Annotated in this window: 15 protein-coding genes and 1 pseudogene; 7 read left to right on the top strand and 9 right to left on the bottom strand. The window is 66.8% G+C overall.

Going from position 1 to position 16970, the window contains the following annotated elements; translation table 11 throughout:
• Window positions 1-36 precede the first annotated feature (36 nt).
• The 3 genes and pseudogenes from RND64_RS08460 to clpS form a co-directional block, all read right to left on the bottom strand.
• Window positions 37-1160: pseudogene (locus RND64_RS08460) on the bottom strand (P1 family peptidase).
• Entirely contained in the window at window positions 1160-1735 is a 576-nt protein-coding gene (gene aosR / locus RND64_RS08455; protein ID WP_049700923.1) for an oxidative stress transcriptional regulator AosR, read from the bottom strand. Before aosR ends, RND64_RS08460 begins: the two are co-directional and overlap by 1 nt.
• A gap of 19 nt (window positions 1736-1754) precedes the next feature.
• Window positions 1755-2096 (bottom strand): ATP-dependent Clp protease adapter ClpS, encoded by a 342-nt coding sequence (clpS, locus tag RND64_RS08450; RefSeq protein WP_049700924.1) that lies wholly within the window; start codon window positions 2094-2096, stop codon window positions 1755-1757.
• Between the two features lie 20 nt (window positions 2097-2116).
• On the opposite strand from clpS, the gene RND64_RS08445 reads away from it, so the two are divergent.
• The 5 genes from RND64_RS08445 (at window position 2117) to glgB (ending at window position 10674) form a co-directional block, all read left to right on the top strand.
• Entirely contained in the window at window positions 2117-3421 is a 1305-nt protein-coding gene (locus RND64_RS08445) for a nicotinate phosphoribosyltransferase (protein WP_049700925.1), read from the top strand.
• A gap of 144 nt (window positions 3422-3565) precedes the next feature.
• Window positions 3566-4177: an isochorismatase family protein gene (locus RND64_RS08440; protein WP_049700926.1), complete on the top strand. Its 612-nt coding sequence runs from the start codon at window positions 3566-3568 to the stop codon at window positions 4175-4177.
• 71 nt (window positions 4178-4248) lie between these two features.
• The gene (locus RND64_RS08435) at window positions 4249-6345 is read left to right on the top strand and encodes an ATP-dependent DNA helicase (RefSeq protein ID WP_331436656.1); all 2097 of its coding nucleotides are present in this window, start codon (window positions 4249-4251) and stop codon (window positions 6343-6345) included.
• Between the two features lie 116 nt (window positions 6346-6461).
• Window positions 6462-8462 (top strand): maltotransferase domain-containing protein, encoded by a 2001-nt coding sequence (locus RND64_RS08430; RefSeq protein WP_331436562.1) that lies wholly within the window; start codon window positions 6462-6464, stop codon window positions 8460-8462.
• Between the two features lie 7 nt (window positions 8463-8469).
• Window positions 8470-10674 carry a 1,4-alpha-glucan branching protein GlgB gene (glgB, locus tag RND64_RS08425; protein ID WP_442903969.1) on the top strand — a complete coding sequence of 735 codons (2205 nt, stop codon included), beginning with the start codon at window positions 8470-8472 and terminating at the stop codon, window positions 10672-10674.
• Here the strand turns inward: glgB and RND64_RS08420 are convergent.
• On the bottom strand, window positions 10671-11543 hold the full coding sequence (locus tag RND64_RS08420) for an NAD(P)-dependent oxidoreductase (protein ID WP_331436561.1): 873 nt from the start codon (window positions 11541-11543) through the stop codon (window positions 10671-10673). The two genes, glgB and RND64_RS08420, sit on opposite strands and share 4 nt — an antisense overlap.
• A gap of 82 nt (window positions 11544-11625) precedes the next feature.
• Here RND64_RS08420 and RND64_RS08415 point away from each other — a divergent pair, with 82 nt between their 5' ends.
• On the top strand, window positions 11626-11988 hold the full coding sequence (locus tag RND64_RS08415) for a winged helix-turn-helix transcriptional regulator (RefSeq protein WP_331436560.1): 363 nt from the start codon (window positions 11626-11628) through the stop codon (window positions 11986-11988).
• 20 nt (window positions 11989-12008) lie between these two features.
• On the opposite strand, the gene trxA is transcribed toward RND64_RS08415, so the two are convergent.
• The 5 genes from trxA to RND64_RS08390 form a co-directional block, all read right to left on the bottom strand.
• Window positions 12009-12914 (bottom strand): thioredoxin, encoded by a 906-nt coding sequence (gene trxA, locus RND64_RS08410; RefSeq protein ID WP_331436654.1) that lies wholly within the window; start codon window positions 12912-12914, stop codon window positions 12009-12011.
• A gap of 86 nt (window positions 12915-13000) precedes the next feature.
• Window positions 13001-14227 carry an MFS transporter gene (locus RND64_RS08405; RefSeq protein ID WP_331436559.1) on the bottom strand — a complete coding sequence of 409 codons (1227 nt, stop codon included), beginning with the start codon at window positions 14225-14227 and terminating at the stop codon, window positions 13001-13003.
• A gap of 31 nt (window positions 14228-14258) precedes the next feature.
• The gene (locus tag RND64_RS08400; protein ID WP_331436558.1) at window positions 14259-14564 is read right to left on the bottom strand and encodes a thiamine-binding protein; all 306 of its coding nucleotides are present in this window, start codon (window positions 14562-14564) and stop codon (window positions 14259-14261) included.
• A 64-nt stretch (window positions 14565-14628) separates the two neighbouring features.
• Window positions 14629-14997 carry a DUF3817 domain-containing protein gene (locus RND64_RS08395; protein WP_331436557.1) on the bottom strand — a complete coding sequence of 123 codons (369 nt, stop codon included), beginning with the start codon at window positions 14995-14997 and terminating at the stop codon, window positions 14629-14631.
• A 72-nt stretch (window positions 14998-15069) separates the two neighbouring features.
• Window positions 15070-16275 carry an acetyl-CoA C-acetyltransferase gene (locus RND64_RS08390; RefSeq protein ID WP_049700957.1) on the bottom strand — a complete coding sequence of 402 codons (1206 nt, stop codon included), beginning with the start codon at window positions 16273-16275 and terminating at the stop codon, window positions 15070-15072.
• Window positions 16276-16354: 79 nt separating this feature from the next.
• Here RND64_RS08390 and mce point away from each other — a divergent pair, with 79 nt between their 5' ends.
• On the top strand, window positions 16355-16897 hold the full coding sequence (gene mce / locus RND64_RS08385; protein WP_235434477.1) for a methylmalonyl-CoA epimerase: 543 nt from the start codon (window positions 16355-16357) through the stop codon (window positions 16895-16897).
• Window positions 16898-16970 lie beyond the last annotated feature (73 nt).

The raw sequence follows: 16970 nt of genomic DNA, 5'->3' as shown, positions 1-16970 counted from the left end.
CGTGCCCCTCGGCGCCGCTATTCCGAAACCAGGCCGCTACGCGATGCCGGAGGTGGTGATCGCCGACGGCGCGAGGTCGGCGTAGGAGGGCACGCCCGCCACCGAATCGGCCGCCAGCACGGCGTTGACGATCGCGCGCTGAGTGACCGTCACGGCGACGCGGCAGATGTCGGCGAGGACAGCGACGTCGGGGTTCATCCCCGCCGGCACGAACGCCGAGGGCTCGGTCGGATGTGCCCCCGTGGCAACCGCGAAGATCGTGTCTCCGTCGAGCGGCGAGTGCACGGGGTGGATGGCGCGGGCGAGACCGTCGTGCGCCGACATCGCGATTCGACGTACCGACGCCGCGTCGAGTTCGGCGTCGGTCGCCACCACGCCGATCGTGGTGTTGAGCACGGTCTGCTTGGCAGCGACGTCGGCCAGTCGCGCAGTATCCGAGCTGTCCGGGCGGCGAGTTCGTAATACGCGAGGTCGTGATCTGTTGCACCCCAAGGCAATCCGGTATCGGGGTCGATCACCGAACCCACCGGGTTGGCGACGATCAGCGCGCCGACAGTGATCCCCGACGCCGCGCCGGTCTCGATGCGCGACGACGCCGTACCCACTCCGCCCTTCAGTCCACCCGCCCGGGCTCCTGCCCCTGCGCCGACGCTGCCCTGAGCAACCTCGACACCCGCAGCCTGCAGCGCCGCGTGTCCGAAGCTCGCGTCCGGACGGTTGGTCCACCCGCCCATCGGGAGGTCGAAGATCACGGCCCCCGGAACGATCGGGACCACGCCGCCCCGGGCGTTCATCGGTAAGCCGCGACCCGACTCCTCGAGCCCGGCCATCACCCCGTCCGCGGCGGCGAGTCCATAGGCGCTGCCGCCGGTGAGCACTATCGCGTGCACCGTCGTGACGGTGTTCGACGGGTCGAGAAGGTCTGTCTCGCGAGTCCCCGGACCGCCGCCCCGCACATCGACGGCCGCCGTCGGGGCACCCGTCGCCCCCTCGGGTGCGCTGACCACCACGACCGTCGTACCGGTAGCCCATCCCGTTCCCGGCGCATCGTCGGGTCCGCCGAGGCCGAGCGTGGCGTCCGCGTCGACGAGGTGATGATGACCGACGGCGATGCCCGCAACATCGGTGATCCGATCGCCGACGGGGGCCCAGCCGGTAATCACATCGTCGCCTCGACGAGCAGCTCCTGAATGACGGTCAGCCAGTGATAGACGTCCAGGTGAGCAGCGTGCGGATGGTCGGCCGGGAGCTGATCGGGGGTGTCCTCGGAGATCCCGAGCATCGCGCCCAACGCGAGGCGGACATCGTTGAGCGCTGTCAGCCAGCACATCGCCTCCTCCTCCGTGAGCGCGACATCGCCGCCGCCGTCGGGAAGGGTCGCGAGCATCGTCGTCGACGCCGCGAGCTTGGCGTCGATGATCTTGGGTTCGTTGACACTGCGTAATGCCGCATTGAGCCGCCCGTTGACGGCGTCTGCGGTGAGTTCGGTGTCCTGGTCGGGGCGGTGGAAGTCGGGCAACAAGCGTCCCAGGGTCGCGTCCGTCGGGGCGCTCGAATGTCCGGTCCGGATCCCGGTCAGCTCGGCGAGGTCGTCGCGCGGCGCGCTCTCCTCACGTTCGGTGAGCAATTCCGACATCGACGCCACCATCGACGCGAGGAGCTCGGATTCGTGCGACTCCAACGACGTCGTGTACCGCACCGAGCGTCCTCGGCCCTTGCGTTTGAAAACGCGCACTCGTATATCCCGCCCGCTGCTAGCTGTCGCGCTGCATGGTCGCCCACAGACCCGCGGCATGCAGTTTCGTCACGTCGGATTCCATCTTGTCGCGGTCGCCCGACGACACCACGGCCTTACCCTCGGTGTGCACCTGCATCATGAGCTGATTCGCCTTGGATTCGGAGTATCCGAAGACCTTCTGGAACACGAACGTCACGTAGCGCATCAGATTGACCGGATCGTCCCAGACGATGGTCACCCAGGGACGGTCGAACGCCGAGGCGGAGTCGGCAACTGCCGGGTCGGCCACGGCCGTGCCACCGCTACCACCGCCACTTCCGGGGGTAGCCTCATGCGCACGAATATCGTCAGGCGCCATACAAACTAGGGTAAGGGATCGTGACCATCCGCAACACCGCCCTGCTCACCGACCAGTACGAGCTCACCATGGTCTCCGCCGCGCTGCGGCAGCCGATCGCACACCGGCAGTGTGTGTTCGAGGTGTTCGCACGCAGGCTCCCCGACGGCCGCAGGTACGGGGTCGTCGCAGGCACCGCTCGCATCCTCGACGCGCTGACACAGTTCCGGTTCGGCGAAGACGAGATCGCCGTCGTCGAACGTTTCCTCGACGACGAGACCGTCGAGTGGCTCCGTAACTACGAGTTCACCGGCGATATCGACGGCTATCGCGAAGGTGAGCTGTACTTCCCCAACTCGCCGATCCTCACGGTGCGCGGAACCTTCGCCGAGGCAGTGGTGCTCGAAACGCTGATCCTCTCGATCCTCAACCACGACAGCGCCATAGCGTCCGCCGCCGCCCGCATGGTCAGCGCGGCAAGCAGGCGCCCGATCATCGAGATGGGATCGCGTCGCACGCACGAGTGGGCCGCCGTGGCGAGCGCTCGGGCCGCCTATCTCGCGGGTGTCGCCGCCACCTCCAATCTCGAGGCCGCGCGCACCTACGGCGTCCCGAGCGCGGGAACCGCGGCACACTCGTTCACCCTCGCGTTCACCGATCCCGAGGGCCCCAACGAGAAGGCCGCGTTCGCCGCACAGATCGAGACGCTCGGCGTCGGCACCACGCTGCTCGTCGACACCTTCGACATCACCCAGGGCGTGCGCAACGCCGTCGAGGTGGCCGGTCCCGAGCTCGGCGCCGTCCGCATCGATTCCGGCGACCTAGGTGTGCTGGCACGGCAGGTCCGCGAGCAACTCGACGAACTGGGTGCCCCGAACACCAAGATCGTCGTCTCCGGTGACCTCGACGAATATGCGATCGCGTCGCTGCGCGCCGAGCCCGTCGACACCTACGGCGTCGGAACCTCGTTGGTCACCGGCAGCGGCGCCCCGACTGCGGGCATGGTCTACAAACTGGTCGAGGTCGACGGCATCCCCGTCGCCAAACGCGCCAGCCACAAGGAATCGAAGGGCGGCGCGAAGAACGCCGTGCGGGTCGCGCGTCCCACCGGCACCATCGTCGAGGAGATCCTCTACCGCGACGGAACACCGACACCCGACGTTCCGGGACACGTCGTCCGACCTCTGCAGATCCCGCTGGTTCGCGGTGGCCGTCGCGTCGACGACCTTCCGACGCTCGACGACGCGCGCGCGTTCCTCGCCGAAGGTCTGGTCAGCCTGCCGTGGGAGGGGCTGGGACTCTCGCACGGAGATCCCGCCGTACCGACACGTTTCCAACTCGGCTGACAACCGCGGGAACCGATCCCCACCCGCCCACGTCCAATCATCGAACCGGTAGCGAGCAACCCGGGTACTTCAAGCAAACACAGGTACGTCAAGCAAACACAACCGATCACACAAGCAGCCAAGCCACGACCCGAGGAGATCGGAATGTCCAGCCCACACTTCGACGACGACGTCACCCCAGCCCAAGCGCTCATCGTCGTCGACGTCCAGAACGACTTCTGTGAGGGTGGCGCACTCGGCGTGAACGGCGGCACCTCGGTCGCGCGGTCGCTCAACTCGTTGACCGACGACTACGGCATCGTCGTGGCGACGCGTGATTACCACATCGATCCGGGCGCACACTTCTCCGACGACCCCGACTTCGTCGACACCTGGCCGCCGCACTGCAGGGTCGGGACCGACGGCGTTGCGTTCTCGCCCGAGTTCGATACCTCCGATGTGCAGGAGGTGTTCTCCAAGGGCGCCTACAGCGCGGCGTACTCCGGATTCGAGGGCGCATCTGACGACGGCACCACACTCGCGGACTGGCTGCGCGCCCATGACGTGCGCAGCGTCGACGTGGTCGGTATCGCCACCGATCACTGCGTACGCGCCACGGCAGTCGACGCCGCGAACGAGGGTTTCGACACCCGCGTCCTGTTGAACTTCACGGCGGCAGTCTCCGAACCGACCGCCAACGCCGCGCTGACGAGCATGCGCGACGCAGGCGTCACGCTCGTGGGCGACCTGGTCTATGGCGGACAGGCCGCTTCCTAGTGACCGACCTCTCTGTAGCGAATGCGGCTGCGCCGGACGCCTCCGGGCCAACCGGCTCACGGGCGACCGGGCTGCCGCCGGTGACCGCCCTCCTCGACACCGCCGTGACCGCACTGTCGGGCAAACGCCGAGACGGGCAGGTCCGCATGGCCTCCGCCGTCGCCAACGCGATCGACACCGGCCAGCACCTCGCAGTGCAGGCAGGTACCGGCACGGGTAAGTCGTTGGCCTATCTCGTGCCGGCCATCCGGCACGCCGTCGAATCCGGCGACACCGTGGTGGTCTCCACAGCGACCATCGCACTGCAGCGGCAGTTGGTCGAGCGCGACCTTCCCCGCCTCTCCAAAGCCCTGAAGGGCGCGCTCGGCCGGGAGCCGACGTTCGCAATTCTCAAGGGTCGCGGAAATTACCTCTGCCTGAACAAGATTCACGCGGGAACCGTCGAAGAGCCGGATACCGAACTGTTCGACGCGTTCGAACTCTCGCGCACCGGCCGAGAGGTCACGCGCCTGCGCGAGTGGGTGTCCGACACCGACACCGGCGACCGCGACGACCTCTCCCCCGGAGTCGCCGACCGATCCTGGCGGCAGGTCAGCGTCACCTCGCGCGAATGCCTCGGGGCGTCGAACTGCTCGTATGCCGAGGATTGCTTCGCCGAGCGGGCACGACGCAAGTCGGGGCAGGTCGACGTCGTGGTCACCAATCACGCGCTGTTGGCGATCGACGCGATGAGTCCGGCCAACGTGCTGCCCGACCACCATGTGGTGATCGTCGACGAGGCGCACGATCTCGTCGACCGCATCACCTCGGTGTCGACATCCGACGTCTCTGCCGCGTCGATCTCGGTGGCCGCCCGACGGTGCGGCAAGCTCATCGACGAGGAGACCGTCGACGCACTCATCGGAGCGGGCGAGCAACTCGGCGACATGCTCGACGACGCCCCCAAGCGCGAATGGACCGCCATGCCCGCGGATGCCGCGCTGGTGCTGGCGACGCTGCGAGATCGGTTGTGGCAGGCGCGATCGGCGATCGGTCCCGCGCGCGGGCCGGGAGGTGCCGACGACGGCAAGGGTGCGGCACGGTCGGCGGCACTGACCTCGTTGGAAGAACTCCACGACACCGCGGTCCGCGTGCTCGGCGCCTTCGACGAACCCGACCCGGCGAAACGACGCGACGTCGTGTGGGTGGCCGAAGAACGCGCGGGCAGATCCGAATCGTCGACGCGCACCGTGCTGCACATCGCACCGCTGTCGGTTGGCGGACTGTTGCGTGCGACGCTGTTCAGCGAGTCGACCGTCATTCTCACCTCCGCGACACTGACCATCGGGGGTTCCTTCGACGCCCTGGCCGCCACGTGGGGGCTGCCCGCCGCGGGTCGCGGCACCGACACCCCCGCCGCCGACGACATCGCGCTCGGCGACGCACGCAACGACGCACCCGCACGCGATGTCACCGCAACGGGCAGTGCTGCACCCTCCGACGGTTCGCCGATGCGGTGGACGGGACTCGACGCCGGTTCGCCCTTCGACTATCCACGCTCGGCAATCCTCTACGTCGCACGTCATCTCCCCCGACCGGGCCGAGACTCGATCGCGCCCGCAACACTCGACGAACTCGCCGCGCTCACCGAGGCCGCGGGTGGTCGCACGCTCGGGCTGTTCTCGTCGATGCGCGCCGCCCGCGAGGCCAGCGAGGCGCTTCGCGCACGCAGCGACCTACCCATCCTGTGCCAGGGCGACGACACCACCGCAGCGCTCGTCGCACGCTTCGCCGAAGACCCCAGGACCTGCCTGTTCGGCACGCTGTCGCTCTGGCAGGGTGTCGACGTTCCCGGACCGTCGTTGTCGCTGGTGATCATCGACCGCATCCCCTTCCCGCGCCCCGACGATCCCCTGCTCGGCGCCCGCCAGCGCGCCGTCACCTCGCGGGGAGGAAACGGATTCCTGTCGGTAGCGGCCAATCACGCCGCATTGCTGCTGGCGCAGGGGGCCGGACGGCTCCTGCGTTCGGTCGACGACCGCGGCGTCGTCGCCGTCCTCGATTCGCGACTGGCGACGGCCGGATACGGCGGCTACCTCCTCGCATCCATGCCACCGTTCTGGCGCACCACCGACCCCGACGTGGTCCGCGCGGCACTCGGCAGACTCGCCGCCGTACCGCTACGGTGAGTCTGACGCCTGGATCTGGCATCACGACCCGGCGACGTCACTAGAGTGAACGCAACACCTTGGGATCGATGAGGACTCCCGGCCCTGCGCGTGGCCGCTGACGAGAGGGGGCCGAAGTGATCGGCCGGATGGGCATCGACGACATCCAACCATTGGTCTCCGCAGGGCAATACCCTGCCAAATGTGTTGTCGGAGAATTGATCCCGATCAGCGCGACGGCGTGGCGGGAGGGGCACGACGCCCTCGGGGTCACCCTGCACGTCGAAACGCCCTACCGCACCTCGTTCGACGTCCGCATGTCACCCGCGAGCGAACCGGATGTTTTCAACGCAGCCATCGTGCCCGACGCCGTCGGCTACTGGACCTTCCGGATCGAGGCGTGGAGCGATCCGTATGCGACGTGGCGGTCGGCGGTCACCAAGAAGATCGACGCCGGCCAGGGCGCGGAAGACCTCGCCAACGACCTCGAGATCGGCGCACGGGTTCTCAGCGAAGCGGCGCAACAGGTCGACGGCACCGACCGCCAACTGTTGCTCGACGCCGTCGACTCACTTCGCTCGAGGCGCAGGCGAGTCGAGAACCGAGTGGGCATCGCATTGTCCGACGAGGTCGTCGATCTTCTCGACGAGCATCCCGTGCGCGAGCTCGTGACCAAGAGTCGCAATCTGCGGATCTGGACCGACCGACGTCGCGCACTCTACGGATCGTGGTACGAGATGTTCCCGCGATCGACGGGAGGCTGGGACAACGACGGCCGTCCCGTGCACGGCACGTTCCTGACTGCGGCCCAAGACCTCTCGCGCATCGCCGACATGGGATTCGACGTGGTCTACCTGCCACCGGTCCATCCGATCGGTGAGGTCAATCGCAAGGGCCCCAACAACACATTGGTCGCGGCACCAGACGACGTCGGGTCGCCGTGGGCGATCGGGTCGGCGCAGGGCGGTCACGACGCGATTCACCCACAGCTCGGCTCGCAGGAGGATTTCGAGTATTTCCTGTCTCGCGCAAGCGAACTCGGCATGGAGGTCGCTCTCGATCTGGCGTTGCAGACCGCCCCCGACCACCCGTGGGCCACCGAGCATCCCGACTGGTTCACCACCCTGCCCGACGGCACGATCGCCTATGCCGAGAATCCACCGAAGAAGTATCAGGACATCTATCCGCTGAACTTCGACAACGATCGCAATGGCATCTACCGCGCGGTACTCGAGGTGGTACTTGCGTGGAACAAGTTGGGCGTCAAGATCTTTCGGGTCGACAATCCGCACACCAAGCCGCCGAACTTCTGGGAGTGGCTGATCATGGAGGTCAAGAAGCGCGACAGCGACGTGCTGTTCCTCGCCGAGGCGTTCACCAGACCCGCCCGGCTCTATGGCCTTGCGCGCCTTGGTTTCACCCAGTCCTACACCTACTTCACCTGGAAGACCGCGAAGTGGGAAATCGAGGAATTCGGTCGCGAGATCGCCGCGCACGCCGACGAGTCACGGCCCAACCTCTTCGTCAATACCCCCGACATCTTGCACGAGAGCCTGCAACACGGTGGACCCGGCATGTTCGCGCTTCGCGCCGCATTGGCCGCCACGCTGTCACCGACCTGGGGTGTCTACAGCGGCTATGAGCTTTACGAGCACCTGCCCGTACGCGAGGGCAGCGAGGAGTATCTCAACTCCGAGAAGTACGAACTCCGTCCGCGTGACTACAAGGGGGCCGCGAGCCGCGGCGAGTCGCTCGAACCGTGGATCACGTCGCTCAACGCGATCCGTCGACGGCATCCGGCCCTGCAACAGTTGCGCGACATCACATTTCACCACCTCGACAACCCCGCACTGATCGCCTATTCCAAGCTCGACCCGGTGTCGGGCGACCGTGTCGTCGTGGTGATCAACATCAATCCGTTCGGTGCGGAGGAGTCGACGCTGTGGCTCGATATGCCCGCGCTCGGATTCGACTGGCAGGAACGCTTCGTCGGCAAGGACGAGGTCTCCGGTGAGGAATTCGGTTGGGGCCAGGCGAATTACGTACGACTCGAACCGTGGCGCGCCGTCGCACACATCGTCGCCCTTCCACCCCTGAGTCCCGACGCCGCCCGCCGACTCTCCTACCGAATCCAGTGAGCACACCGTGACCAGCACGCAGCCCGACCCCTTCGCTTCCGACCACGACCTTCGACGTCTGATGTCGACGACGCATCCCGACCCGCACTCGTTCCTCGGTGCCCACGACGCCCCGGGCGACTACACGATCCTGCGGACGCTGCGTCCGAACGCCATCTCGGTGTCGGCGGTGATCGGCGGCGTCGACTATCCGATGCACCATCAGACCGACGACCTGTTCGTCGTCACCGTGCCGATCACCGATCTCATCGACTACCGCTATCGTGTCGTCTACCCCGACGGGCACGGCGGCACAAGAGAATTCGTCGTCGCAGACGGTTATCGGTTCCTGCCGAGCATCGGTGAGCTCGATCTGCATCTGTTCTCCGAGGGCAGGCACGAGGAACTCTGGAAGGTTCTCGGCGCGCACACCGTCACCTACACCACACCGGACGGCGACGTGCCCGGCACGACGTTCTCGGTGTGGGCACCCAACGCGCACGGCGTCGTCGTGATCGGTGATTTCGACGGCTGGAGCGGACGGTCGACGCCCATGCGGTCGATGGGGCCGTCGGGTGTCTGGGAGTTGTTCATCCCCGACGTCGGCGAGGGCACGCTGTACAAGTTTCGCGTCCACGGCGCGGACGGCACCATCCACGACAAGGCCGATCCGATGGCCAGGCGCACGGAGGTTCCGCCCGCCACCGCGTCGGTGGTCACCCACTCGGACTTCGTCTGGTCCGACGACGACTGGATCGACCGTCGGGTCGCGAGCGAGCCGACACGCGAACCGATGAGCGTCTACGAGGTGCACCTGGGTTCGTGGCGCAAGGGCCTCGACTATCGCGAACTCGCAGAACAACTCGGCGCCTACGTGATCGAGAAGGGATTCACCCACGTCGAGTTCCTGCCCGTCGCGGAGCACCCGTTCGGTGGCTCGTGGGGATACCAGGTCACGTCGTACTACGCGCCGACGGCCCGCTTCGGCAAGCCCGACGACTTCCGGTTCCTCGTCGATCATCTGCATTCGTTGGGAATCTCGGTGCTCATCGACTGGGTCCCCGCCCATTTTCCCAAGGACGAATGGGCGCTCGCACGCTTCGACGGAACGCCCCTCTACGAGAATGCCGATCCGATGCGCGGCGAGCAGCTCGACTGGGGCACATACGTTTTCGACTTCGGTCGACGCGAAGTGCGCAACTTCCTGGTCGCCAACGCACTCTATTGGATCGACGAATTCCACGTCGACGGACTGCGCGTAGACGCCGTCGCATCGATGCTCTACCTCGACTACTCGCGGCCGGCAGGCGGCTGGCGCCCGAACATCTACGGCGGCAGAGAGAATCTCGAAGCCGTGCAGTTCCTGCAGGAGACCAACGCAACCGTCCACAAGCTCTTCCCCGGCGCGGTGACCGTCGCCGAGGAGTCGACGGCCTGGCCCGGCGTGACACGCATGACCGACCTCGGCGGACTGGGTTTCAGCCTCAAATGGAATATGGGCTGGATGCACGACACGCTGGGTTACCTGGGTCGCGACCAGATCCACCGCAGCTTCCATCACCACGAGATCACGTTCTCACTGATGTACGCGTGGAGTGAGAACTTCGTGCTCCCGCTCTCACACGACGAGGTGGTGCACGGCAAGGGCACGCTGTGGAGCCGGATGCCCGGCGACTCGTGGACGAAAGCCGCCGGAGTGCGGGTGTTTCTCGCATACCAATGGTCGCATCCCGGCAAGCAACTGCTGTTCATGGGCCAGGAGTTCGGACAGACAGCCGAGTGGGCCGACAACCGCAGCCTGGATTGGTACCAGCTTCAGGGTTGGGAAGGTGAACTGCACCAAGGGATCTCGGCGCTCACCACCGATCTCAATCGGGTGTACCGCGAGCGCCCCGCTCTGTTCACGCAGGACACCGATCCGCAGGGCTACGAATGGATCGACGCGAACGACACCGCGAACAACGTGATCAGCTTTTTGCGATGGGGTTCCGACGGCTCGGTGGTGGCGTGCCTGTTCAATTTCTCCGGGGCCGACCGCAGCGACTACCGCGTGGGACTTCCCCACGCCGGAACCTGGACCGAGATCCTCAACACCGACGCCGCCGCCTACAGCGGGGCGGGCAAGGGCAATCTCGGCTCGGTGCAGGCCGACGGCGAGGGCTGGCACGGCAGGCCGGTCTCGGCGTCGGTCACGATTCCTGCCAACTCGGCGATCTGGCTCGCACCGGCCTAGTCCGCGGCCCCCGCGATCGTCGGAACCAGGCGCGACGGCCCGTCGTCGTGGTAGCCGTGGTCAGTAGCGCGTCGGAGTAGCGCCTCGACAGAGCCAGGGAAGCCCGCGTCGATGCGGCGATCCGTGCTGGCGTGGAGGATATGGGTCAGCGTGCTGCGGGCAGACGCGATGGTGGATACATCACCGGGATAGCTGCCGAGCTCGGCATCCTGCGAGATCCCGGCTCCGATCTCCGCGGCCAGGTGCACTATCGCGGTCAGCCGCTCGGTGAGGTCGTTTGCGTTGAGCCCTTCGGCTCGTCCGAGGGCGACGGCGTGGCTCCACGCTGCCACTGTGCCCCAAAATGCGTCGAGCAGGGCGAGGTCGAGCGCGGCGACAGCTCCGGGATCGTCGCCGTGGCGTGCGACCTCCGGCGCGATCACCTCGAGCACCGGGAGGGCTTGCTCGTAGATGCTCTCGACGCCACCCAGCACCGCGGTCGAGCCGGGCTGCCCCACCAAGACGGAGGGGGTGAGCATCGTCCCGCTCAGATACCTGACCCCCTGGCTGGTCACCCAGCCTGCGAGTTCGCGCGCCGAGCTCGGGGTGTCAGACGTGAGGTTCACGACGAGCACGTCCAGGCCGGACAGTTCGGCTTGTTCGAGTATGTCGCGCGCAGCGTCGTTGCCCCGTACGGAGATGAGCGCAATGTCGCTGCGACGCAGGGCCTCTCGTGGAGTGGCGGCGACACGCGCACCGAGTTCGGCAAGCGGTGCGGTCTTCTCGAGGGTTCGGTTCCAGACGGTCACCTCGTGGCCTGCTGAGAGTAGAGCGCGGGTGATGGCCTGCCCGATCGGGCCTGCCCCGATGACGGTCACGGTAGAAGTCATGCCTCAACACTCCTGTGCCGCTGCACTTCTCACAAGTACGCACTTTCGCGTTAGGTAGCCACCGAATGGTTAGTATTGGCTGATGGCTGATGCTTCGAGCAAGGGTCCGTTCTCCTGCGGACTCGACGCGGCGGTTGCGGTGGTCGGCGGAAAGTGGAAGCCGTTGATCCTGTGGGCGCTGCACGAGCGCCCCTGCCGCTTCGGCGAACTGCGGCGCAACGTTTCAGGCGTCAGCGAGAAGATGCTCACCCAGCAATTGCGCGAGTTGGAAAGCGACGGCATCGTCCACCGCGAGGTCTACCGGGAAGTGCCACCACGAGTGGAGTACTCGCTCACCCCGCTGGGACAGTCACTCAACGACGCACTGCTCCCCCTCGGAGACTGGGGCGAAGCGAACCTCGTGACCATCGTCGCCACGCGGCAAACTCCGAGAACTTCTTCGTAAGCTCCTCGCCGATGGCCGGCTCAGAACAGCGCGGCAGCCAGCTTTCGACGAGCGGCCACCACGAAGGGCTCGGCAGGATCGAACAGCTCGAACAACTCGAGCAGTCGGGTTCGTGCACGCGTGCGGTCGTCGCCTGAGGTCGCCTTCACGACGTCGATGATGCGCGCGAACGCTCCCTCCGGATCCTGACCGAGCAGCAGTACGTCCGCGGCCGCGAGCTGAGCGTCGACGTCGGTCGCGGCGGCGTTCTCGACGATCGCCGGGTCGTGCGCCTGGGCACGGAGCATGAAGTCGAGGTTGCGCACCAACGATGCGGCCTCGACGTTGTCGGGCTCGGCCTCGGCGATGGCGCGGTAGTCGGCGAGCGCGCCGTCGAAATCGCCCGCGTTCATCTTGTCCTCGGCGGCGATCATGCGCGGATCGTCGGCGATCTCCTGCTCTGCTTGCGGAGCAGGAGCCCCGGCGAGCGCACCGCCGACCTGGGCGAGGATCTGATCGATCCAGTCGACGATCTCGGCCTCGGGACGGGCACCGTTGAACGCGGCGACGGGCTGTCCGGCGGCGAGTGCGACAACCGTCGGGATCGACTGCACACCGAAGGCCTGCGCGATCTGCGGGTTCGCGTCGACGTCGATCTTGGCGAGCACCCAGGCGCCGCCCGACGCGTTGGCGAGCTTCTCCAACACCGGCGACAACTGCTTACACGGACCGCACCACTCAGCCCAGAGGTCGACCAGGACAAGCTGTCTCGTCGACCGCGCGAGGACCTCGGTCTCGAAGGTCGCATCCGTCACGTCGATCACGTTGCTGCCGGTCGGCGCCGATCCGGCGCTCGGCTGCTGCGCCGCCGCTGCGGGCTGACGTGCCTGTGCTCGTTGCGCCTCGGCCTTCTCCTTCAGTGCGGAGAGGTCGACTGCACCCGACATGGCAACTGTCGCGGCGGCTTGCTGACGTGCTGCGGCGCCGGCCTGAGTGCGTGCAGCATTTCCCTGAGGCCTGGGGGTCGGTCGTGTCACCCCTCTAGTGTGTCATGTGCATCGCGGCCGCTCACCGGTCGTGCAGCGGGACGCACGACCGGTGCGGCCACCAACGCGAACACCAGCGCGCCGATGACGGGTGTCAGACCGACCGACACCCCCGAGCGGCCGGCGATGAATCCGACGATCGCGGGTCCCGACAGCATCCCGATGTAACCGCAGCCGACGACGGTAGAGATGGCACGTCCGCTCGACGACGCCGTCAGATTGCCTGCAGCCGTGAAGATCTGCGGTATCAGCCCTGCGAGACCGACACCGAAAATGGTCCAGCCGACGATCGCGATGATCGGTTCGGGAGCGAGAATCGCCAAGCTGATTCCGCAGATTCCGAGCGCCGACCCCGCCCGCACCACCCAGACGGGGCCGAGTCGCGCGGCGATCGGATCGATACCGAAGCGCGCGATGGTCATCGCCGCACTGAACGCCCCGAACGCCACAGCGCCGACCGCGTCACGCGTACCGAAATCTTCGACGATCTGCAGCGCACTCCAGTCGTATGCGGTCCCCTCGGCCAGCATGAGTGCGAACGCCACGGCAGCGAGGATCGCCAGTCGACGCAGGTCCAGTCCGTGCCACCAGCGCGCCTTCGCCGTCGACTCATCGCCGACGTCCGACCCGACCGTGTCCGACTGCGTCGTCTCGACCAGTCCCCCGCCGTCCGGCGCGACGAGCGAACGTGCGCATACCGCGACCAGTATCAGCCCGAGCAGCGACGACACCCCGACGGTCGCGGCCACACCGACCTGCGCCCACAACGTCGCGGCGACGACGAGCGACCCCGCGAGACCGCCGAGCGAGAAAAACCCGTGAAACGACGACATGATCGGTCGGCGATACGCCCGTTCAACCGCGACGGCCTGGGCGTTCATGGAGACGTCGAGGCTGCCGTTCACAAACCCGAAGAGCGCGAGCGCGACAGCGAGCGCAACGGTGTTCGACGCCACCGCCGGCCCGATCATGACCGGACACAGCAGCGTCGCCGCGACCAACGTGGTGGTACGCGAACCGAATCGGTCGAGTGCGTGCCCGCTGACCTGCATGCCGACGAACGCCGAGCCGCCGAGCAACAGCAGAAGCCCGCCGAGTTGCTCGTGCGAGGTATCCGTGCGAGCGGTGATGACGGGGATATGGGCAACCCACAGCGCAGCGAGGAAGCCGTTCAGGAAGAAGATCGCCGAGACCGCACCGCGCGCACGTGCCAACGTGGATCGTCGAGCAAGCGCGCGGGCCGAGTCAGGACAGATGTCGCATCACCCGGTCGACCTTGCCGGTCAATTCGTCGGTGTGGCCGGGGCGAATATCGGCTTTGATGACGAGCCCGACCCGCGGCGCGAGCTCGCCGACAGCGTCGGTGGCGCGCTTGATCACGTCCATCACCGCGTCCCAGTCACCCTCGACATAGGTGAACATGGCGGTCGTCTGGTGCGGCAGACCGGATTCGCGAACCACCCGCACCGCAGCCGCGACGGCCTCGCTCATCCCGCCGTCATCGTCGACGGCACCGCCACCCGACGGAGTGAGACTGAAAGCGGCGATCATGATCGGCTCCTCTGCGAGCTGTGCGGGATCGGAGGCAACGCAGGCCAGCCCCTATACGCGGGCGTCAGGCTGCGTACTGGGGCTTGCCCTCGGCGTCGAACTGCGCCGACAACTCGGCCAGATGCCCGTTGCGGCGCGCCCACCATTCGAACACGAGGGTGCCGAACGGCGGGATGCTCGAGATCAGCGCGAGCAACGTGACCCCGAGGCTCCACCTCAACGAGACCGCCGTGACGATCGAGATCAGAACGAACGCGACGAACACGATGCCGTGCACCATGCCGGGAACCGCGACGGCCTCGGTGTACCCGAGCACCCACTTGAAGAACATCGCCACCAGCAGCGCAGCCCAGGTGATCGCTTCCAGCACGGCGACGAACCGGAATCGCTTGGCGGGGGTGGACAGGTCGAAGAATTGCTTCATATAGGACATTGTGCCTGATACGGATGCCTACTACGACACGGCGTAGTAGGCATCCGTGATCACGAACGTGTTGGAGTGACCTCAGGCCTTGGGGACTCGGATGATGAGCGCGTCACCCTGACCACCGGCACCGCAGAGCGCGGCAACGCCGACGCCCCCACCCCGACGCTGCAGTTCCAGCGCGAGGTGCAGCGTGATGCGGGCGCCCGACGTCCCGATGGGATGGCCGATCGCGATGGCCCCACCATTGACGTTGACGATGTCGGGGTTGATGCCGAGCGCCTTGGTCGACGCCAGGCCGACCGCGGCGAACGCCTCGTTGATCTCGACGAGGTCGAGATCGGCCGGCGCGATACCTGCTCGCGCACAAGCCTTTTCGATGGCGTTGGCCGGCTGGAGCTGTAGCGAGGAGTCGGGGCCCGCAACCACACCGTGCGGACCGATCTCGGCGAGCGGGGTCAGGCCGAGTTCTGCTGCCTTCGCCTTGCTCATCACGACGACGGCGGCGCCGCCGTCGGAGATCTGCGACGAGTTGCCCGCCGTGATGGTGCCGTCCTTGCGGAATGCCGGCCGCAGTCCAGCGAGAGTGTCGGCGGTGGTGTCGGCGCGAATACCCTCGTCCTCGGCGAATTCGATCGGGTCGCCCTTGCGCTGCGGGATGCTCACCGGAACGACCTCGTCGGCAAACAGCCCGTTCTTCCACGCGGTTGCGGCGAGCTGGTGGCTACGCGCGGCGAACTCGTCCTGCTCGGCGCGGGTGAAGCCGTCGGCGTCATTGCCCTGCTCGGTCAGCGCACCCATCGGCTGATCGGTGAAGGCGTCGTAGAGGCCGTCGAATGCGGTGTGGTCCACGAGCTCGGTGTTGCCGTACTTGAATCCGCTGCGGCTTCCCGGCAGCAGGTGCGGTGCCTGGGTCATCGACTCCTGGCCACCGGCGACGACGCACTCGAACTCACCGGCGCGGATGAGCTGATCGGCGAGTGCGATCGAGTCGATGCCCGACAAGCACATCTTGTTGATGGTCAGCGCGGGGACATCCCAGCCGATTCCGGCTTTCACCGACGTCTGACGCGCAGGCATCTGACCTGCGCCGGCGGTGAGCACCTGGCCCATGATCACGTAGTCGACTGCCGACGCCGGGACACCGCCGCGTTCGAGCGCAGCCTTGATGGCGATCGCACCGAGATCGACACCGCTGAAACCCTTCAGCGAGCCGAGGAGCCGACCGAACGGCGTGCGCGCGCCGGCGACGATCACCGACGTCGCCTGATCTGTTGCCGGGGACATGAGGACCTCCAAGTACTGGGCAGCGACCAACCGAGCGGTCGCTCTGTTCGAATGACGCCTTAAACGTTACCTTTATCGCATGACGACCTCATCATCCGTGCCCCCCGCCAAATCAGCGGTTGCAGTCGATTCAGAAGCCGCAGGTGCGGTCGACTCCCCTGGTGCGACGGCACTCATCTCCGACCTCGTGGTGGCCATCGACCACGTCGGCATCGCGGTGCCCGATCTCGACGCCGCGAAGCAGTGGTATGCCGACCACCTCGGATTCGTCACCCTGCACCAGGAGAAGAACGAGGAGCAGGGTGTCGAGGAAGCAATGGTCGGACCCGCGGACGCAGGCGCCGGCGCGGTGATCCAGCTGCTTGCCCCGGCTTCCGAGTCGTCGACGATCGCCAAATTCCTCGATCGCAACGGACCAGGCCTGCAGCAGCTCGCCGTACGGGTCACCGACGTCGACGAGGTGATGTCACGCCTGACATCCGCAGGTGTCCGCGTGCTGTATCCGGAGGCGCGACGCGGCACGGCCGACTCGCGAATCAACTTCGTGCATCCGAAGGATGCGGGCGGTGTGCTCCTCGAACTCGTCGAGCCCGCGGCCGACCAGGGCGCTTCGACGCACTGAGCCGCACACTTCCGCGTCGACGGAAACTCCTTGCCGAGACGCACACGCACTCGGGCCAGACACAGCACCGCCA

This window comes from Gordonia sp. w5E2 (assembly GCF_036540975.1).
GTDB classification, from domain to species: Bacteria; Actinomycetota; Actinomycetes; order Mycobacteriales; family Mycobacteriaceae; genus Gordonia; species Gordonia jacobaea.
Note: the sequence above shows the minus strand (reverse complement) of the source record. Positions and strands in the feature narration are given on the sequence as shown.